Source organism: Halobaculum limi (genome assembly GCF_029490015.1).
Classification (GTDB): domain Archaea; phylum Halobacteriota; class Halobacteria; order Halobacteriales; family Haloferacaceae; genus Halobaculum; species Halobaculum limi.
Genome location: NZ_CP120468.1, coordinates 654881 through 674191, shown reverse-complemented (window position 1 = coordinate 674191; position 19311 = coordinate 654881). Strand labels below are relative to the sequence as shown.

At 68.0% G+C, this 19311-nt stretch carries 20 protein-coding genes; 15 read left to right on the top strand and 5 right to left on the bottom strand.

Annotation, left to right across the window (positions count from 1 at the left end; all coding sequences use genetic code 11):
* Window positions 1-57: 57 nt before the first annotated feature.
* Together P0D77_RS03365 and P0D77_RS03360 are read left to right on the top strand one after the other, a co-directional pair.
* On the top strand, window positions 58-1365 hold the full coding sequence (locus P0D77_RS03365; protein WP_277554769.1) for a twin-arginine translocase subunit TatC: 1308 nt from the start codon (window positions 58-60) through the stop codon (window positions 1363-1365).
* A gap of 60 nt (window positions 1366-1425) precedes the next feature.
* Complete coding sequence (locus tag P0D77_RS03360) at window positions 1426-2073, top strand: histidine phosphatase family protein (RefSeq protein WP_277554768.1); 648 nt, start codon at window positions 1426-1428, stop codon at window positions 2071-2073.
* A gap of 3 nt (window positions 2074-2076) precedes the next feature.
* On the opposite strand, the gene larE is transcribed toward P0D77_RS03360, so the two are convergent.
* Window positions 2077-3006 carry an ATP-dependent sacrificial sulfur transferase LarE gene (gene larE / locus P0D77_RS03355; protein ID WP_277554767.1) on the bottom strand — a complete coding sequence of 310 codons (930 nt, stop codon included), beginning with the start codon at window positions 3004-3006 and terminating at the stop codon, window positions 2077-2079.
* A 167-nt stretch (window positions 3007-3173) separates the two neighbouring features.
* On the opposite strand from larE, the gene P0D77_RS03350 reads away from it, so the two are divergent.
* Window positions 3174-3446: a hypothetical protein gene (locus tag P0D77_RS03350; RefSeq protein ID WP_277554766.1), complete on the top strand. Its 273-nt coding sequence runs from the start codon at window positions 3174-3176 to the stop codon at window positions 3444-3446.
* A gap of 308 nt (window positions 3447-3754) precedes the next feature.
* The gene (locus tag P0D77_RS03345; RefSeq protein WP_277554765.1) at window positions 3755-5734 is read left to right on the top strand and encodes a helix-hairpin-helix domain-containing protein; all 1980 of its coding nucleotides are present in this window, start codon (window positions 3755-3757) and stop codon (window positions 5732-5734) included.
* A 2-nt stretch (window positions 5735-5736) separates the two neighbouring features.
* Here the strand turns inward: P0D77_RS03345 and P0D77_RS03340 are convergent, their stop codons facing one another.
* Window positions 5737-6387 carry a response regulator gene (locus P0D77_RS03340; protein ID WP_277554764.1) on the bottom strand — a complete coding sequence of 217 codons (651 nt, stop codon included), beginning with the start codon at window positions 6385-6387 and terminating at the stop codon, window positions 5737-5739.
* A gap of 280 nt (window positions 6388-6667) precedes the next feature.
* On the opposite strand from P0D77_RS03340, the gene P0D77_RS03335 reads away from it, so the two are divergent.
* Entirely contained in the window at window positions 6668-7798 is a 1131-nt protein-coding gene (locus tag P0D77_RS03335) for an ORC1-type DNA replication protein (RefSeq protein ID WP_277554763.1), read from the top strand.
* A 94-nt stretch (window positions 7799-7892) separates the two neighbouring features.
* On the opposite strand, the gene P0D77_RS03330 is transcribed toward P0D77_RS03335, so the two are convergent.
* On the bottom strand, window positions 7893-8291 hold the full coding sequence (locus P0D77_RS03330; RefSeq protein WP_277554762.1) for a DUF8028 family protein: 399 nt from the start codon (window positions 8289-8291) through the stop codon (window positions 7893-7895).
* Window positions 8292-8473: 182 nt separating this feature from the next.
* Between P0D77_RS03330 and P0D77_RS03325 the strand changes: the two genes are divergently transcribed.
* Window positions 8474-9490, top strand: a complete 1017-nt coding sequence (locus tag P0D77_RS03325; protein ID WP_277554761.1) for a tyrosine--tRNA ligase — start codon at window positions 8474-8476, stop codon at window positions 9488-9490.
* Between the two features lie 34 nt (window positions 9491-9524).
* Here the strand turns inward: P0D77_RS03325 and P0D77_RS03320 are convergent, their stop codons facing one another.
* A complete protein-coding gene (locus tag P0D77_RS03320) occupies window positions 9525-9704 on the bottom strand; it encodes a DUF7470 family protein (protein WP_277554760.1) in 180 nt (59 codons plus the stop codon).
* A gap of 129 nt (window positions 9705-9833) precedes the next feature.
* Here P0D77_RS03320 and eif1A point away from each other — a divergent pair, with 129 nt between their 5' ends.
* From eif1A to thsA, 7 genes are all read left to right on the top strand, one after another.
* Complete coding sequence (gene eif1A / locus P0D77_RS03315; protein ID WP_277554759.1) at window positions 9834-10124, top strand: translation initiation factor eIF-1A; 291 nt, start codon at window positions 9834-9836, stop codon at window positions 10122-10124.
* Window positions 10125-10220: 96 nt separating this feature from the next.
* On the top strand, window positions 10221-11135 hold the full coding sequence (gene rio1 / locus P0D77_RS03310) for a serine/threonine-protein kinase Rio1 (protein WP_277554758.1): 915 nt from the start codon (window positions 10221-10223) through the stop codon (window positions 11133-11135).
* 44 nt (window positions 11136-11179) lie between these two features.
* Entirely contained in the window at window positions 11180-12139 is a 960-nt protein-coding gene (locus P0D77_RS03305; protein ID WP_277554757.1) for a winged helix-turn-helix domain-containing protein, read from the top strand.
* Window positions 12140-12230: 91 nt separating this feature from the next.
* Window positions 12231-13514: an MFS transporter gene (locus P0D77_RS03300; RefSeq protein ID WP_277554756.1), complete on the top strand. Its 1284-nt coding sequence runs from the start codon at window positions 12231-12233 to the stop codon at window positions 13512-13514.
* Between the two features lie 94 nt (window positions 13515-13608).
* Window positions 13609-14172, top strand: coding sequence for a KH domain-containing protein (locus tag P0D77_RS03295; RefSeq protein WP_277554755.1), 564 nt, complete (start codon window positions 13609-13611; stop codon window positions 14170-14172).
* A 109-nt stretch (window positions 14173-14281) separates the two neighbouring features.
* Window positions 14282-14998 carry an NAD(P)H-hydrate epimerase gene (locus tag P0D77_RS03290; RefSeq protein WP_277554754.1) on the top strand — a complete coding sequence of 239 codons (717 nt, stop codon included), beginning with the start codon at window positions 14282-14284 and terminating at the stop codon, window positions 14996-14998.
* A 162-nt stretch (window positions 14999-15160) separates the two neighbouring features.
* Entirely contained in the window at window positions 15161-16810 is a 1650-nt protein-coding gene (thsA, locus tag P0D77_RS03285; RefSeq protein WP_277555727.1) for a thermosome subunit alpha, read from the top strand.
* A gap of 199 nt (window positions 16811-17009) precedes the next feature.
* Here thsA and P0D77_RS03280 read toward each other — a convergent pair whose 3' ends face one another.
* Window positions 17010-17393: a hypothetical protein gene (locus P0D77_RS03280; protein WP_277554753.1), complete on the bottom strand. Its 384-nt coding sequence runs from the start codon at window positions 17391-17393 to the stop codon at window positions 17010-17012.
* Between the two features lie 111 nt (window positions 17394-17504).
* Here P0D77_RS03280 and P0D77_RS03275 point away from each other — a divergent pair, with 111 nt between their 5' ends.
* Complete coding sequence (locus P0D77_RS03275) at window positions 17505-19025, top strand: FAD-binding oxidoreductase (protein ID WP_277554752.1); 1521 nt, start codon at window positions 17505-17507, stop codon at window positions 19023-19025.
* Between the two features lie 64 nt (window positions 19026-19089).
* Window positions 19090-19278, top strand: a complete 189-nt coding sequence (locus P0D77_RS03270; protein ID WP_277554750.1) for a DUF8106 domain-containing protein — start codon at window positions 19090-19092, stop codon at window positions 19276-19278.
* Window positions 19279-19311 lie beyond the last annotated feature (33 nt).

Below are 19311 nucleotides of genomic sequence, written 5' to 3'. Positions count from 1 at the left end.
GGCAACAACGAGCCTATCCGAAAAGGCCTATAACTGCCCGGGGGTGAATCCCTCACGATGACGACGGATTCGGACCCACCGGAGGAGCCGCCCGCGGGCGGTGACGACGACACCGACGGGTCTGAGTCCACCACGCCGACCGGCGACACGGAGGAGCGGACGGACGACACCGACGAGTGGGATCTTGACCCCGAGGACTCCGACAGCGATCCGGCCGGCGACACGAACGACGACGCCGATATCGACGGCGAGGAGGGCGACGCTGAAGTGTCGACCCCGAGCGACGAGGACATCGACCGCCGGAGTCCCTACGAGGGGTACCACCCCGACGACGAACTCGGCAAGGACGGAACCGACGACGGAACGGACGTCGATGCCGCTGACGACGAGATCGACGACGAACCGCCGGAGCCACCCGACCCGGACGTGCCGCAGCCGACGGGAATCGACGGCGAACAGGTGACCGTTCCAGCGGACCCACAGCCGGTTCCCGACGGCGTCGCGGGCGAACAGACAGACCGCAAGGTGGACCCCGAATCGAACGGGCAAGGCGACGCGATGACGGCCGCCCAGAAAGGGATGAACGCCGTCAACGAGGGGATGGGCGCACTCGGCGGAGACGGCCCCGACTCCGACCAAGAGATGCCGCTGACGGCGCACATCGAGGAGATGATGCGCCGTCTCGGCGTCGTCTTCGGCGTCGCGGGCGTCGTGGTCGTGGCAGTCCTCCTCATCGGCACCGTCTCGCCGGTCGTCCCCAGCGCCGAGGAGATTATCGAGTTCTTGTGGGACGCCCACGTCGGCTTCGAACAGAATCGTCCGCGAGTGTACGGCCCGCTGGAGTTCCTACTGACGAAGTTGAAGGTCGCGTCGCTGGCGGGGCTGCTTGTCGGCCTCCCGGTGTTCGTCTACGAGACGTACCGCTTCATGCGCCCCGGTCTGTACCCGAACGAACGCCGCTACTACCTCGCGGCGGTGCCTACGAGTCTGATCCTCGGTCTCATCGGCGTCGCGTTCGCACACTTCATCGTCCTGCCGACCATCTTCAACTACTTCATCAGTTACACCGAGGAGAGCGCCGTCCTCGCGTTTAGCCTGCGGGAGACGTTCAACCTCATCCTCCTGCTGATGGGGTACATGGCCATCGTCTTCCAGATTCCGCTGTTCATCCAGTTGGCGATTATGATGGGACTGGTCACCCGCCAGTGGATGGAAGACCGCCGCCTGCTGTTCTGGTCGGCGTTCGTCGGCCTCGCGTTCATCGTCTCGCCGGACCCCACCGGGATGGCACCCATCATCGTCGGCGCGACGATGATCGTGTTGTTCGAGGGGACGCTGGCGCTGTTGCGCTGGACCGGAAACTGACGGCAGGATTGATCGGCGTTCGGCGGCGCCCTTTTGTCCCGTCCGCGCCCACCTCCGCCGATGGGAACGATCCTCCTGTGTCGCCACGGCGAGACGCCGTGGAACCGCGACCGCCGCGTGCAAGGGTGGGCCCCGACCGACCTCACCGACCGCGGCCGCAAACAGGCCGCCGCCCTCGCCGACTTCCTCGCCGACGAGTACGCAGTCGACCGAACCGTCGCGTCGGATCTAGAGCGGGCCGCGGAGACCGCCCGCGCCGTCGCGCAGGCGACCGGCGCAGAGACGACGTTCGACGCCCGGTGGCGCGAACGCGACTTCGGGCGGATGCAGGGCCTCACCTACGACGAACTGTTCGGTGCGTATCCAGAGTACACACTCTCGGAGATTGGCTACGCGGCCGCCGAGACGACGCCCGAGAGCGGCGAGTCGCTGCTGGACATGTGGGAGCGCGTGACAGCGGCGTTCGACGACCTCCGTGACGCTGTCGGTGACGACGAGACGGTCGCCGTCGTCGCGCACGGCGGCCCGCTGTACGCCGTGACGGGGATACTGAAGGGCCTCGACGTGGTCGCCGCGGTACTGGATCAAGAACAGGGCAACTGCGCGGTCAACGAGGTTCGCGTGACTGGTGGGAATCCGGGTGCCGAGTTGGTCCGCGAGAACGTCACCTCGTTCCTGCCGGAGTCGACGAGTCAGGAGAACTACTGAGGCTTACGAGGAGGGGTAGTCGCGGGCGAACACGTCCTCGACGACGGGTTCGCCGTCGTAGTTCACCGATTTGTCGGCGACGGTGTCGTCGCCGGCGGCGGCCTCGCTGTCTCCGTCGACCTCCCCTCCGGGGCTGACGCTTCCCGTCTCGTACCCCTGGAGGTCGAGGGTGACGTGGTCGAAGCCCAACTCCAGCAGATGCTCGCGAGCGGCGGCGACGAAGTCGGGATTCAGCGCCGCCTCCAGTTCGTCCGCGCCGACTTCGATGCGCGCGAGGCCGTCGTGGTCGCGCACGCGGAACTGCGAGAAGCCCCACGTCCGCAGGAGGCGCTCGGCCTTCTCGATGCGGGTGAGGCGCTCCTCGGTGACTTCGAGGCCGGTCGGGATGCGCGAGGAGAGACACGCCATCGAGGGCTTGTCTGCCACGTCCAGGTCGTAGTGGGCGGCGATCTGACGCACCCCCTCTTTCGTGATGCCGGCCTGCAACAGCGGGGAGACGATGTCGAGTTCTTCGACCGCCTGGAGGCCGGGGCGGTGGCCCTCGCCGGGGTCGGAGGCGTTCGTCCCGTCGCAGACGGTGGCGATGTCCCGCTCACGGGCGGCGTCGTACATCCGCGAGAGTCGCATCGTCCGGCAGTGATAACAGCGGTCGTCGCCGTTGGCGACGAAGTTCGGGTCGTCGAGTTCGGAGAACTCCACGGTCACGTGGTCGATGCCGATGTCGTCGGCGACGCGCCGGGCGTCGTCGAGTTCCTCGGCTGGGAGCGTCTCGCTTTTGGCGGTACACGCGACCGCGTCGTCGCCGAGGGCGTCACGAGCGAGCGCCGCGACCACGCTCGAGTCGACGCCGCCGGAGAAGGCGACGAGGACGCCGTCTCGCTCGGCCAACGCCTCACGCGCGGCCGCCGCCTTCGCCGCCACGTCGTCGTCCATACCATCGTCGAAGGTGCCGCGAGCCAAAAGCCCCCCGAAGCCGGGTGTGTGCCCAGTCCAGCAGGCGGCACGGGGCCGAATCCCGAGACGGGAGCGCCGCGAGCGCGTCGGTGGATGGTGTGTGACAGCCGCAACGTATTGGTGCCCCCGGCGTGATACTCGTTGGCATGACCGACGCCGGCCCCGACGCGGTCCACCCGGACGACGTGCGCGCGAGCGATTACTCGGACGTGCCTGCAGACGTCGACGGCGCGTACCTGTTCGGTATCAGTCGAGACGGTGCGCCGTTCTACTACGACGACGACCAGCGGCGCGTCGTGGAGGGCGACCGACACGGCGGCGTCGCCGCCGATTACGGCGTCGTCGACGACGTCGAGGCGCTGGTCGAGGACATCGAGGAGCGAATCGGGTGGGATATGCTCGGCGGCGACGAGGACTGATCGCGACAGCCAGTCGGTCGCGGGTCGCTCGCTGGTGACTCGCTTCGCTGTCTCTCCCTCTGCTCACGGCTCGTTTCACTCGCCGTTCGAATACTCGTGGCCGCACTTCGTTCGGCCACGCGCTTCTCGCGGGTCGTTTCACTCCCCGCTCGCTTGTTCGTGGTCTCGGTCGCTCACTTCGTTCGCTCCTTCCCCCACGCAGCCCCGCTCACGGCTCGTTCCACTCGCCGTTCGCGTTTCCGAGGACTCGCTTCGCTCGTCCTGGCCCCCGGCACGGTTTTGACCCCCGCTGTGGTATCCCGTCCCGAATGGAGTTCACGTCGGTACCGGGCGTCGGCGAGAAGACCGCCGAGACGCTCGCTGACCTCGACGGGGCCGAGGAGGCGTTGCGCCGCGGCGACGTGGCGACGCTGGCGCGCGCCCCCGGCCTCACGGAAGGCCGGGCGGCGGCCATCGCCCGCGGCGCGATCCGAAAACGGCACGACGACCCAGGTGGCTGGCTGGCGACCGACCGCGCACGCGAGGTGTACGAAGATGCGCTTGGACTGATCCAAGACCGCGCCGTCACCGATTACGCGGCCAAACGCCTTCGGACGCTGTACCCCTCCGCGACCGAGTCCCGCATCGAAGAGGTGCGCGAGTGGGCCGCCGACGCCGTCGAGCGTGATCCCGACGAGGCGGTGCTCGACGCCCTCGCGGACGTGGAACAGGTGTCTGATCCACGGGGCCTGCGCGTTCGCGAACGGGCGCTCGCAACCGCCGACGCCGAGCGCTACGCCGAGGCGAAGGATGCGTTCCCCGAACTCTCCGTCGAGGTGGTCGAAGATGCCCGCGGGCTGTCGGAACTCGCGCGGTCGTACACTACGGTCGTCGCGCTAGACGAGGAGTTTGCAGGCGTCGACGTCGACGGCGACGTGCGCGTCATCACCGACCCCGAGGACCACCCCGAAGAGGTCGTCCCCGAGCGTCTGCTCGCCTTCTTCGCCGAGAACCGCGAGGTACTGCTTGCGGCGCTGTCGGTCCACGAGGCCGCCGGCATCGACCCGGCCCTCGACCCCAAGGCGCTCCGGGACGCCCTCTCGCGACTCGACGACGACGGAACGATCCGCGGCGACGAGGAGTTACAGCGCCTCACCGACGCCGTCGACGACCTCGACGCGGCCGTGTCGACGGCGGAGTCGGTCGCCAACGACCACCTCCGCGACGCCATCCGCGAACAGGACGTCACCATCGAGGGGACCGACTTCCTCTCGCTGGTCGAACAGGGCGCGCGCGTCGACAGCCTCCTCTCGCGGGAGTTGGCCGACGAGTACGACGCCGCCATCCGCCGGGCACGTGAGCACTTTGCGGACTCGCTGGGCCTGACTGACGCGGAGGCGGAGTTCACCGAGCGGGTGTTCGCGGGCGATCCCACGTTCCCGACCGAGCACAACGAAGAACCGCTGAACCGCCTCCGAACCGAACTCAAGGCCGCCCGCGACCGGCGCGCCGCGGCGCTCAAGTCGTCGCTCGCGGAGGACTTGGCTGTCCTCCGCGACCCCGCCCAAGACCTGGTGGCCGACGCGCTGGAACTCGACGTGGAACTGGCCGTCGCGCGGTTCGCCCGCGACTTCGACTGCGTCGTCGCCGACCTCGACGCCGAGGGGAGCGGCTTCGACGTCGAGGGCGGGCGTTCACCGCTGCTGGACGTGTCGGTCGAAGAAGTCGAACCCGTCGACTACGCCGTCTCCGGCGTCACCCTCCTGTCGGGCGTCAACTCCGGCGGGAAGACGTCGACATTGGACTTGGTGGCGCTCGTCGTCACCCTCGCACATATGGGCCTCCCCGTCCCCGCAGCGTCCGCGCGAGTGGGCCGCGTCTCGGAGTTGCACTACTATGCGAAGTCGCAGGGGACGCTCGACGCGGGCGCGTTCGAGTCGACCCTGCGTGACTTCGGCGACCTCGTGTCGGGCGCGGCGGGCCGTCTCGTCCTCGTCGACGAACTGGAGTCGATCACCGAGCCGGGGGCGTCGGCGAAGATCATCGCGGGTATCCTCGAAGCCCTCGACGATCAGGGGGCGACGGCGGTGTTCGTCTCCCACCTCGCGCGACAGATACGCGAGGCCGCCGCCGTCGACGTGGCGGTCGACGGCATCGAGGCGGTGGGACTGGACGACGGCGAACTCGTCGTGAACCGTTCGCCGCGAAAAGACCACCTCGCGCGGTCGACGCCGGAACTCATCGTGGAGAAATTGGCAGGCGAGGCGGCTGACCCCGAGTTCTACGAGGGCCTACTGGAGAAGTTCTAGCCTTAGACGGGGAGGTCGTCCGACGCCGGGGGTGCCGCATCCGACGCTCCGTCGCCGCCGATGCCGCGGAAGAGGAGTTCGTAGTCGGCCGCGTCGAGCGCCCCACGGAGGTCGTCGATGCCGCGTTCGAGCGTCTCGCGTCGCCGGACGAGTTCGCGGTACGCCGCGTCGTGGTCGGAGACGCTGGGCGCGTCGTCGAGGGCGGCAAGTTTCTGCGTGGCCGCACAGTAACGTCGGACGCGGTCGTCGTAGCGACCCACCCGGACGAGACGGTCGACCGTCTCGCGGAGTTCGCCCGACCCGACTGGTTTCTCGACGTACGCGTCGACTGAAAGGCCGACCAAGTCGAGGTCGGCATCGACGCCGGTGACGACGGCGACGCGGACGTCGACCCCCGACTCGCGGATCAACTCGAGGACGTCGTCGCCGTGCAGGTCGGGCATCCGACGGTCCAGCAACACGACGTCCACCGAGTCGTCGAGCGCTGCGACCGCCGCCTCACCGGTCGCGACTGCCGTCACGTCGTACGCGTCCACGAGACAGTCGGCGTACAGATCGCGCGTGTCCGGGTCGTCTTCCACTACCAGTACGTGGGACGGCCCACCCGCGGTCGGTTCGTTCGTCCCCCCGTCGTCGTCGGTGCCCTCGGTCATCGATCCGTGCGTCGACCCCCACCCCCCTTAATTTAGTAGACGTTCGCCTCGGATTAACCCGAATTCAGTCCCGGGGTTCCGAACGGATTCGGTGTTCGTGGCAGAACCGTCCTCGCTCTCGGCGGCGGACTACTCCCACCGAACTGGTGGCACGCGAGCACGGCGATACTGAAACCGTATCGGACGCATAGCGTCGGAAATCCCGGTATCGAGGGAGGCTTCAGTTCCACCGCGCCTCCGGGGAACGATTAAGTGGTCGGACACGCGAGAATCCGATATCATGACCGGGGACCCCGAAGACGGGATGCTGTCGTGGGACGAGTCCGTCTTTCGGGACGAACACGTCTTCGAAATCGACTACGTCCCCGAGACGTTCCGCCACCGCGAGAGCCAGTTGGAGTCGCTGAAGTACGCACTCCGACCGGCCGCGCGCGGGTCGCGCCCGCTCAACACCGTCGTCCGCGGGCCGCCGGGCACGGGCAAGACCACCTCCGTCCAGAAACTGTTCGCCGAACTCCGCGCGCAGACGGACGTGCGGACGGTACGGGTGAACTGCCAGGTAGACTCGACCCGCTATGCGGTGTTTTCGCGGGTGTTCGAGGGCATCTTCGACTACGAGCCGCCGAGTTCGGGCATCTCGTTCAAGAAACTGTTCGGCCAGATCGCGGACCGCCTCGTCGAGGAAGACGAGGTGCTCGTCGTCGCCCTTGACGACGTGAACTACCTGTTCTACGAGAACGAGGCCTCCGACGCGCTGTACTCGTTGCTGCGGGCACACGAGGCCCACGCTGGCGCGAAGGTGGGCGTCATCTGCGTCTCTTCGGACCTGTCGCTGTCGGTGATCGAGGAACTCGACTCGCGGGTGCAGTCGGTGTTTCGCCCCGAGGAAGTGTACTTTCCCACCTACGACGTCGACGAGATCGTCGACATCCTCCGGGAGCGAGCGAAGCGCGGCTTCCACGACGGCGTCCTCGGCGCGACTGAACTCGACCGGGTCGCAGAGTTGACCGCCGAGTCGGGCGACCTCCGCGTCGGCATCGATCTGTTACGTCGCGCGGGCCTCAACGCCGAGATGCGCGCCTCCCGAACCATCAGCATCGACGACGTCGAGGAGGCGTACGAGAAGTCGAAGTTCGTCCACCTCTCGCGAAGCCTCCGCGGACTCTCGGACTCCGAGACGTCCCTGGTCGAGGTGTTGGCCGAACACGACGGCGAACAGGCGGGGTCGGTGTACGAGGCGTTCCACGAGCGGACGGATCTGGGCTACACGCGCTACTCGGAGATCGTCAACAAACTCGAACAACTCGGCCTCGTCGAGACGGAGTACGCCGAGGTGGAGGGTCGCGGCCGCTCGCGGTCGATTTCGCTGGCGTACGATCCCGAGGCGGTGTTAGAACGGATCGAGCGATAAGATCGAGCGGGAGGCGACAGGTCAGCTGATAGGGCGATCCGAACCGCACCCGTCGACGAGGGTTCGCAGAGTCGACCGCATCCGCCGGGCGGAGTCAGTCGTCCCCGCCGGTCGCGGTCGGTTCAGCGCGCTCTGCCCGGGCGTCGTCGGACACGTCTGGAGTGCGGTCGTCGACAAGGGTCGCATCGTCGCTGGCGGCGTCTGCCGCACCGTCGCGGACCGCTTCGACGGTCTCCGTCGCGTAGCCGTGACCGAAGTACAACGCGAAGACGTTCGCCGTCGCGAGCGCCGCGAGGACGACGAGGTCGGTCGAGGTGACCGTTCCGGCAAGCAGGACGACGAGTGACGCAAACGGGAGGGCGATAGCCGACCAGAAGGCGACTGCTCGGCCGGTCACTGCCCCCCGGTGGACGTACCAGCGCGAGCCCTCGCGGTCGTCGGCGTCGGGTCGCCGACCAGCGGGCGCTCTGGGGTCCGTGTTCGAGGCAGGCATGAGAGGGACGCTTCTGCGTACAGTTCAAACGCGTATAACTACCCGCCGGGTAACCGCGAGACGAGCGGGAACTAGTTGTGTGCTACCGAACGCCACGGGCCGACTTACCGGAGCCTCCGCGCACGTCGGACGCGGTGACACACATCCGAAAGACGTAATCAGCGCACGCGAAACCCTCCCGTATGGACGCCTACGAGTTGATCACCCGGAACACGACCGAGGTGGTCACCGACGAGGAGGTACGCGCGCTAGCCGACGACCCCGATGGCAAGCGGGTGTACGTCGGATACGAGCCATCGGGCGTCCTCCACATCGGTCACATGCTGACGGCGAACAAACTGATCGACCTGCAGGAGGCGGGCTTCGAGGTCGTCGTCCTCCTCGCGGACGTCCACGCGTACCTCAACGACAAGGGGACGTTCGCGGAGATTCGTGAGACGGCCAAGCGGATGCGCGACCAGTTCCTCGCGTACGGTCTTGACGCCGACGCGACGGAGTTCGTCTACGGGTCGTCGTTCCAACTCGACGAGGAGTACGTCCTCGACACGCACGAACTGGAGGTGTCGACGACGCTCAACCGCGCCCAGCGCGCGATGGCGGAACTACAAGGCGGCGACGCTGCGAAGGTGAGCCACGTCGTCTACCCGCTGATGCAGGCGCTCGACATCGTCTACCTCGACCTCGACCTCGCCGTCGGCGGCCTCGACCAGCGGAAGGTCCACATGCTCCACCGCGAGCAGGTGCCCGCGATGGACGGCGAGAGCGACCACGTCTACGAGGCGCGGCCGTGCGTCCACACCCCGATCCTCGCGGACCTGGACACCGGCGTGGGCAAGATGTCCTCCTCGGGCGGGACGACCATCTCGATGGAGGACTCCGCCGACGACGTCGAAGACAAGATCAACGGCGCGTTCTGCCCGCCGACGCGCGACCCCGAACCGGACGACGATGGGAACGAACGCGAGAACCCGGTGCTGGAGATATTCGAGTACTCGGTGTTCCCGCGCTTCGAGACGGTCGTCGTCGAGCGACCCGAGCAGTACGGTGGGAACCTCCAGTACGACGACTACGAGTCGCTGGCGGCGGACCTGGAGTCGGGCGAACTCCACCCCGCAGACGCGAAGGGCGCACTCGCGGACTACCTCAACGAGTTGATGGCGCCGGGTCGTGAAGTGCTGCGGGAACTGGACGCGGAGTAATCGAGGAAAGAACCGCCCGGTCGGCGTCGTCGCTTCAGGCGAAGCCGAACTGCCGCATTAGCGTCGTCGTGAGGCCCTTCACCACGAGGCCGGTGCCCGTGAGGACGAGGGCGATGCCGACGGCGACGATGGGTGCTTGCCACGCGACCAGCGAGAGACCCCCGAGCAACAAGAGCAGCCCCACGATGCCGGCAGTTCCGAGTTTGTCGATCATACCCTCCCGTGGCGAGTGCGGGGTGAAAAGACCGACGGGTCGCTCCGCTCCCCGTTCGCGTTTCGCAGCCTCGCAAGGCTCGGCCGCGCACCCGCCGATTTTAACTGTCCCACGCGAAAACACAGGAGTATGAGCGACGGCGACGCAGAGGGGCGACGCGACCTCAGAATGCCCGACGACGGTCAGGTGTTCGCCGAGGTGACGGATATGCTCGGCGCGAACCGCGTGAAGGTCCGGTGTATGGACGGGACCGAACGGACCGCACGCATCCCCGGCCGGATGCAGAAGCGCACCTGGATCCGCGAGGGCGACATCGTCATCGTCGACCCGTGGGACTGGCAAGACGAGAAGGCCGACATCGAACACCGCTACGAGAGCGGCGAGGCCGACCAACTCCGCGAGGAAGGCCACCTCCAGTGATGGGTCGCCGCGGCGTCGACCCGGAGCAACCGGCGACGACGCCGCCGACCCGCGGGTGACTGTGCTTTTCACGACCGAGTGCGTACGTCAACGTAGATGAATGGAGAGTTCGGGTTCCTCGAACCCGACGAGGCGGACGCGCCGGGAGACGAGTGGGAAGACCTCGATATCGACGAGATCGCACAGACCGAGGCCGACCGCATCGCCCGCAGGCAGGACGACGAGTTCGACGAGTTCCGCAAGCGGATCAAAAACACCGAGCAGTTCAAAGTGGAGGCGTCGGTGTTCGACGACGCCACCCTCGCGGCGCTGTACAAACTGACCCGCGACGGCCACATCGTCGCCTTCGGCGGCCCAATCTCCACCGGCAAGGAGGCGAACGTCTACGAGGCCCTCGGCGCCGACGACAGCGAGGTGGCCGCGAAGGTGTACCGCATCAACACTTCGAACTTCCGGCATATGCGCGAGTACCTCCAGGGGGACCCGCGCTTCGAGGGCATCGGGTCGGACAAGAAGAAGGTCGTCCTCGCGTGGGTGCGCAAGGAGTTCGCCAACCTCACACGCGCCCGGAAGGCGGGCGTCCGCGTCCCGCAGCCAATCGCCGTCCAGCGGAACGTCCTCGTGATGGAGTTGGTCGGCCACGCCGACGACCGCGCCCGTCGCCTCGCGGAGGTCGACGTCGAGAACCCGCAGACCGCCTACGAGGTGGTCCGCGAGTACATGCGTCGCCTCTACGCGGCGGGGTTGGTCCACGGCGACCTCTCGGAGTACAATATGATCATCCACGAGGGCGAACTCGTGATCATCGATCTGGGCCAGGCGGTGACGGTCCACCACCCGAGCGCCGCGGAGTTCCTCGAACGCGACTGCCGAAACGTGGCCGCCTTCTTCTCGCGACAGGGTCTGGAGGTGAGCGGCGACGACCTCCACGAGTACGTCACCGCCGTCGAGGCGAAGCCAGCGGCAGACCCCGACCCCGACACCGACCCGAACCCGACGAGCGAAGAGTAAGCGAGACCGACACGGCCAAGCGCTTTGCCGTTCACTCGCCCGATATGAACCGCGGCGACAGCGACGCCGACGCGAGTTCGGGCACGCTCGACCCCACCGCCGAGGGGTTCGACCCCGCGGCGGCGTTCGCCCTCCTCGGCGACGAGACGCGCCTGCGCATCCTGCGAGAACTGTGGGAGGCTCAGCGCGAGAGCGACGACCTCGGCGGGAGCGGCGTGCCGTTCGAGGCGTTACGCGACCGGGCAGAGGTGAGCGACTCCGGCCGGTTCAACTACCACCTCGGCAAACTGACCGACCGCTTCATCGAGCGAACGGAGGCGGGCTATCGCCTCCGGTTCGCGGGCAACCGCGTCGTCGGCGCGTTGCTCGAGGGGACGTACGCGCCCGGCGAGGAACTCGAACAACCCGTTGAGGGTACCTGCTGGCGGTGTGACGGGGCGCTCGTGCTTCACTACGCCGACGAACGCGTCCACGTCACCTGCGAAGAGTGCGGCGTCGACACGATCGACTTCGGCTGTCCGCCGGGCGTACTCGCGGGCCGTGACCCGGCCAAGATTCCCGCCGTCGTCGACGCCCACCTTCGGACGTTGCTCGCGCGGGCGCGACGTGGCATCTGCCCCACCTGTTCGGGGCCGACGACCGCCACCGTCGCTTCGGCGGAGACGGCCCCGAACCGCCGTGACGACGACGCCGAAGACGCGGAGGCGGACGATGCTCCGGTCGTCACGCTCCGGTGTGAGCGCTGTGGCGAACGCATCCGCGCGGGCCTGCCGACGCTCGTGTTCGACCGCCCGGCCGTCGTCGCGTTCCTCCACGACCGGGGGGTCGACCCCGAGGCGGAACTGCTGTGGGTTGCCCTCGACGACCTCGACCCTGAGGTCGAAACCCAAGCCGACCCGTACCGCGCGAGCGTCACATTCGCCACCGCGGGCGATACCCTCACCGTAACCGTCGACGCAGACGGCGAGGTCGTCGACGTGACGACCGGTCACCCCGAGAACTGACTGCATCTCGACAGAATCACCGTTCTGCACAGCCGACGACAGAACTGTCATTCTGCGAGCGTATATCGGGTGAACCGGCGTTCCCAGGAGTATGGGATCACTCTACGCCAATCGGTCGTTCCGGCGGCTGTTCGCCGGGCGACTGGTGACGAACGCCGGCGACAGCCTCTATGCGGTCGCGGCAATGTGGCTCGTGTACGACCTCACGGGGTCGACGTTCTACACCGGCCTCGCGGGCGCGTTGACGATGGGGCCGCAGTTGTTGCAGGCGTTCGTCGGCCCCCTGGTTGACCGCTGGCCTGTCCGCAGACTGCTCGTGACGACGCAACTGATTCAGGCAGTCGTCGTCCTCGCGGTGCCGGTCGCGTGGTACGCGGGCGTGCGCTCGGTCGAACTCGTCCTCGTCGTTGTCCCCGCGCTCTCGCTCCTAAACCAGGCCGTCTACCCGGCACAGAACGCCGCGTTGCCACGGATCGTCGACTCGGAGGACCTCCCCGCCGCAAACGCCGCGTTCTCGTTCGCGTATCAGGGCGCAGACCTCGTCTTCAACGGCATCGCCGGGGCACTCATCGCGATAGTGGGCGCGGTGGCGCTGTACGCCATCGACTCGCTGACGTTCCTCGCGGCGGCGGTGCTGTTCGCGGGCGTCGTCGTCCCCGCGCGGCGGGCGAGCGACAGCAAGGACGCGGGACGCGACGAATCGACGGCGGAGGCGGGAGGTTCGCCAGCAGCAGCCACCGACGGCGGTGAGTCGGCGTCGTACCGGACCCGGCTTTCGGAGGGATTCGCGTTCGTGCGCGGCACGCCCATCGTGTGGATGCTCGGCGGCGGTGTCCTCGCGAACGGCCTGCTGGGCGCGACGATGGCGGTGTTGCCCGCGTACGCCGACGGCCTCGGCGGCGCGAGTGCGTACGGAACGATTCGCGCGGCGACGGCCGCAGGGCTGTTGGTCGGCGCACTCGCGGGGAGCAAACTCGCGGGCGTGGGCTTCGCGCGACTGTGGGTCGGCGGCTTCCTCGCGTCGGGCGTCGCGTGGTTCGCGGCGCTGGCGTCGCCGTCGCTGTGGCTGACGGCGGTCGCATTCGCCGTCGCACTCGTTCCGGTCGGCGTCACGAACGTCCTCGCGGCGACGATGATCCAGCGGATGGTTCCCGACGACTTCCTCGGGCGCGTGAGCGCCATCCTCGGCTCCGCGTCGGTCGCGGTGATGCCGGTCGGGTCGCTGCTGGGCGGGAGCCTCGGCGAGGTCGTCGGGCCGCTGACGACGATGGCGCTGGGCGGCGTCGGCCTGCTGTCGGTGGCGGTGTACGTCCTCGCGGTACCGTCGCTTCGGCGATTGCCTCCGGTGTCGGAGACGACGATGCTGGACGCGTGAGCAGCCGGGTGTTCCGTGAGAATCGACCGTGCGGGTGCATCTCGTGGAGCGGTCGCGAGGGAACGCTTAACCGCGTGCGGCGGAAATTCCGGGTATGCAGCACGTGAAGGTACCGCAGGACCGCATCGGCGTGCTCATCGGCGAGGGCGGTGAGACGATGCGGGAGATCGAGAACCGGGCAGAGGTGCGCCTCGACATCGACTCGGAGTCGGGATCGGTGGCCATCGACGCCGTCGGCGACCCCGTCTCCGGAATGGTGGCGCCAGACGTCGTCCGTGCGATTGGCCGAGGATTCACCCCGGAGTCGGCACTCTCGCTGTTGGACCACGACCTCCGCCGGTTCGAGTTGGTCGACCTGGCCGCAGAGACCCGCAACAAGAACGACCTCCAGCGACAGAAGGGCCGCCTCATCGGCGAGAACGGCCGCACGCGCGAACTGATGGAGGACCTCACCGGCGCCGAAGTCGTCATCAAAGGCACCACGCTCGGCGTCATCGGCCAACCGGAGGAGGTCCGCGCCGTCCGCCGCGCGACAGGAATGATCCTCGACGGCGCGCCCCACGGCGCGGTGTACTCGTTCCTCGAACGCAAGCACAACGAACTCCACGGCGCACCCGACCTGTCGCCGCCGACGGGCAACGCCGAGGAGCCGCGATAACGGCTCTCTGATCGGATTTCGTCGCCGCTTCTGTCGCCGAATGCGCACTCGTACGTGACAGCTTCTCACCCAGCCACGGGCTTTTCCGCGTCGCGAGTGACGTACGACCGTGTCTGCTTCTGACCCACCTGTCGAGTTCGACGCCGACGGCCGCACAGTCCGGGCGATATCCGCCCGACGGATGGCGGAGGTCGACCGCGTCGCCACCGACGAGGTCGGGTTACACCTGTTGTCGATGATGGAGAACGCCGGACGCGCACTCGCCCAAGAGGCACGCGAGCGGTCGTCGAACGACCCGATCACCGTGTTCGTCGGCGGCGGCGGTAACGGCGGGGGTGGTCTCGTGGCCGCCCGACACCTCGCGAACGCGGGGCGGCGCGTTCGGGTGGTCCTCGACCGCGCCCGTGACGAGTTCGAAGGCGTCCCCAGCCGACAACTGGGCGTCCTCGGTGCGACTGACGCCGCGGTGACGACGGAACCGGGAGCGAGCGACGGCCTCGCCGTCGACGCGTTGGTCGGGTACGGCCTGACCGGGGCGCTATCGGGTGATGTGGGCGAACTCGCGGCGACGACGCGGGCGTTCGATCGGGTGCTCTCACTAGACGTGCCGTCGGGCCGCGACGCCACGACAGGCGTGGAATCTGGTCCCGTCGTCGACCCGGACGCGACGCTGACGCTCGCGTTACCGAAGACGGGTCTCGCAGGACTCGACGGCGACCTGACCCTCGCGGACATCGGCATCCCGAGCGGCGTGTTCGGACGGGCGCGGGTCGCGTACGCGGACCCGTTCGACGGCGCAGACCGGGTTCCGCTGACGGCAGCGTGAGCATCCAGAGAAAGTATATAAACCAACTGTGTTAATCACCCACATACGCCCCAAACAGGTCCGTGCGGTGCGTTGACGGGATGCCTCCCAAATGCTTTTATAGAATCAGAAACAATCAACGGGTGACTCATGTCTCAGCGCCAGCGGATGGGCAACCAGCCCATGATCGTACTTTCGGAGGATAGCCAGCGAACCTCGGGCAAGGACGCCCAGTCGATGAACATCACGGCCGGCAAGGCCGTCGCGGAGTCGGTCCGCACGACACTCGGCCCGAAAGGGATGGACAAGATGCTCGTCGACTCCTCGGGCGGCGTCGTCGTCACGAACGACGGCGTGACCATCCTGAAGGAGATGGACATCGACCACCCGGCGGCCAACATGATCGTCGAGGTCTCCGAGACGCAGGAGGACGAGGTCGGCGACGGCACGACGACCGCCGTCGTCATCGCCGGTGAACTCCTCGACCAGGCTGAGGAACTCATCGACTCGGAGGTCCACCCGACGACCATCGCGCAGGGGTACCGCCAGGCCGCAGAGAAGGCCAAGGAGGTTCTGACCGAGGGCGCCATCGAGGTCACCGCCGACGACCGCGAGACCCTCGAGAAGATCGCGGCGACCGCGATGACCGGCAAGGGCGCGGAGTCTGCCCGCGACACCCTCGCGGAACTGGTCGTCGATGCCGTCCTCGCCGTCCGCGACGACGACGGCACCATCGACACCGACAACGTCTCCGTCGAGACGGTCGTCGGTGGCTCCATCGGTAACTCCGAACTCATCGAGGGCGTCATCGTCGACAAAGAGCGCGTCGACGAGAACATGCCCTACGCGGTCGAGGACGCAAACGTGGCGCTGTTCGACGGCGCAATCGAGGTCAAGGAGACCGAGATCGACGCCGAGGTCAACGTCACCGACCCCGACCAGCTCCAGCAGTTCCTCGACCAGGAGGAGAAACAGCTCAAGGAGATGGTCGACAAGCTGTCGGCCGTCGGCACGGACGTCGTCTTCGTCGGCGACGGCATCGACGACATGGCCCAGCACTACCTCGCGCAGGAGGGCATCCTCGCCGTCCGCCGCGCGAAAGACTCCGACCTGAAGCGGCTGGCCCGCTCGACGGGCGGCCGCGTCGTCGCGAACCTCGACGACCTCTCCGAGGAGGACCTCGGCTTCGCCGGCTCCGTCGCCCAGAAGGACATCGGTGGCGACGAGCGCATCTTCGTCGAGGACGTCGAGGACGCGAAGTCCGTCACGCTCGTCCTCCGCGGTGGGACCGAACACGTCGTCGACGAAGTCGAGCGCGCTATCGACGACTCGCTGGGCGTCGTCCGCACGACGCTGCAGGACGGGCAGGTGCTGCCCGGCGGCGGTGCGCCCGAGACGGAACTGGCGCTCCAGCTTCGCGACTTCGCCGACTCCGTCGGTGGCCGCGAGCAGCTCGCCGTCGAGGCGTTCGCCGACGCGCTGGAGGTCATCCCGCGCACCCTCGCCGAGAACGCCGGTCTCGACCCGATCGACTCGCTGGTCGACCTGCGTGCCCGCCACGACGGCGGCGAGTTCGGTGCCGGCCTCGACGCCTACACCGGCGACGTAATCGACATGGAAGCCGAGGGCGTCGTCGAACCGCTCCGCGTCAAGACGCAGGCCATCGAGTCCGCGACCGAAGCGGCGACGATGATCCTCCGCATCGACGACGTCATCGCGGCCGGCGACCTCAAGGGCGGCGGCTCCGACGACGGCGACGACGACCCCGCCGGCGGAATGGGCGGCGGTATGGGCGGCATGGGCGGTATGGGCGGCATGGGCGGCGCGATGTAAGAGAGGTTCCGAAGGAACCTCTATACCGAGCGGGGAGCGCGAGCGACCCGCGAGGAGTGAAGTTCGGTTAACGCCACACACCCCATCACCACCTGACGCTCGCATCGCTTCCCGACCGACCTTCGATTCTTTCGACGCCGCGACCCGATAGCGACAGCGCCGTCGCTCACGGGGACGAGTACGAACGGGACACCCGCGCTCAGATCGGAAGCGCGCCGCCGAGAACGAGGACGAGTGCGACCGTCAAGACGAACAGGCCGGCAGCGTACACCCGGAGGCGTGCCTGCCGACTCCGAGCGGCGCCCGTGACCGACTCACCAGAGGATCCGGCGAGTATCGACATATCCATCCCGAGGATACCCTGGTGTTGCTCGACGCCGCGGTCGGCCTCCTTCGGGCGCATTCCGCCGGTGTCGCTGACGAGGACGGCGGCGAGGGCGGCGGCCGCACACATCGAGAGGAACAAGACGACGAGACCGACGTTCCACCCGACCAGACGAGCGATCCCCGCCGCTGCAACGACGGTGACGACGGGGTAGACGCCTCCCACCCGCGCGTACGCCAGCGCCCGCCGTCGGTCCATACTCGACGCTGTGGGCGGCGGACCGAAAGCCGTTGCGTTGCCCGCGGTCGCGCCACGCCGCCCGATTCCCGCCGCGATGGGTTTTCGTCGGTGGCGACCACACTCGGTGGTATGAGTCGAGAATCGTCCGCGGCGACGAACGGAGCCGACGAGTTCGACCGCGACGACGCGGCGGCGGTGGCGGCGACACACACCGACGCGCTGGCGTCGCTCGCGTCTGCGCTCGACGGCGACGGCACGGCGACGACGCGAGCGGCGACGGGCGAGTGGCGGACGCTGTTCCCCGGCGGCGTCGTCACGCCCGAGGACGACCGCTACGACGACGCCCGCCGGGTGTGGAACGGCCTCTGTGCGGCGGTTCCCGCGGCCGTCGCGTACCCGACGACTACTGAGGGCGTCGCCCGCGTCGTCGAGACCGCCCGCGAGACGGGACTCGGAATCGCCACCCGATCTGGCGGCCACTCGTCGGCCGGCACCTCGACCGGCGACGGCGTCCTCGTCTGCGACGTGGGTACGATGCAGGGGGTTCAGGTGGACCTCGAAGCAGCCACTGCGACGGTCGAACCCGGGGTCACCATCGGCGAACTCGACGCGGCGACGACCGAACACGGCCTCGCGACGCCGCAGGGCGTCGCCCCCGAGGTGGGCGTGACGGGCCTCACACTCGGCGGCGGCACGGGCTACCTCTCGCGGGCGCACGGCCTCGCGTGCGACCGCCTGACACGCGTCGAGTTGGTGACCGCCGCGGGCGAGCAGGTGACGGCGAGCGAGTCGACCAATCCCGATCTGTTCCGGGCGATCCGCGGTGCAGGTGGCGAGTTCGGCGTTGCCGTCGAACTGGAGTTCGACCTCGTCGCGGTCCCGGACGAACTGGCGATGTGTGACGTGTGGTTCCCGGTCGACGACGCCGCCGACGTCGCCGAACGCCTCCACGAGTACCGCCAGTGTCTCCGCGAGGCGCCACGCGAGACGAACGTCTCGCCGTACGTCGCCCGTGTGCCAGACGAGGAGGAGTTCCCCGACAGCCGGGTTGGAGAGTTGGCGCTGTGTGTCCTCGGCGTTCACGCGGGCGACCCCAAGGTTGGCGAACGTGCGCTCGCGCCGTTCCGGACGCTCGGAGACCGAGACCCACTGTTCGAGTACGCCGAGCGATTGCCGTACACGGCGGTTCAGTCGTACCTCGCGAACGGGTCGCCACAGGGCGACCGCTACTACTGGAAGTCCGTCGCCGTGACAGAGTTTACCGACGATCTGATCGACGTGACCGCCGAGCGAATGGCGACGCTCCCGGGCGCAGACGACACGGTCGTCGTCTGGCCGATGGGCGGCGCTATCGCGGACCTCGCGTCCGACGAGACGGCGATTCCCGAACGCAGCGCGGAGGTGGTGCTCAACTTCGAGGCGTGTTGGAGCGACGCCGACGCCGACGATACACACCACTCGTGGGCGCGGGAGTCGGTCGCGCGAGTGCGCGAGGTCGGTGAGGTGACGGGCGAACTCCCGAACTTCTCGGGGACCGAACGCGACGAGAACACCGCCCGCGACGTGTTCGGCGACAACTACGGGTGGCTCCGCGAGGCGAAGCGACAGTGGGACCCCGAAGGCGTGTTCTCCCCGAGCGGACGGCTGTGAACGGCCCGTCGTGCCGCCGGCGAGCGGAGATGTGTTTATCCCCTGACCTCGCCTGAAGGTGGTAATGTCCCCCGAAGTGATCACTGCACCGACACCGTCGAAACGAACGCTCTACTGCCCGGACTGCTGGCACGCCGCCACCCCGACTGGCGACTGGGTGATTCGCCCGAGTCCAGTGGGCGAGGCGGTCGTCTGTCCCGAGTGTGGACACGTCGTCACCGTTCGCCGCGGGACGACCGGCGTCACCGTCTGAACTCCTGATCCGCGTCGTCGAACGGCCACACGA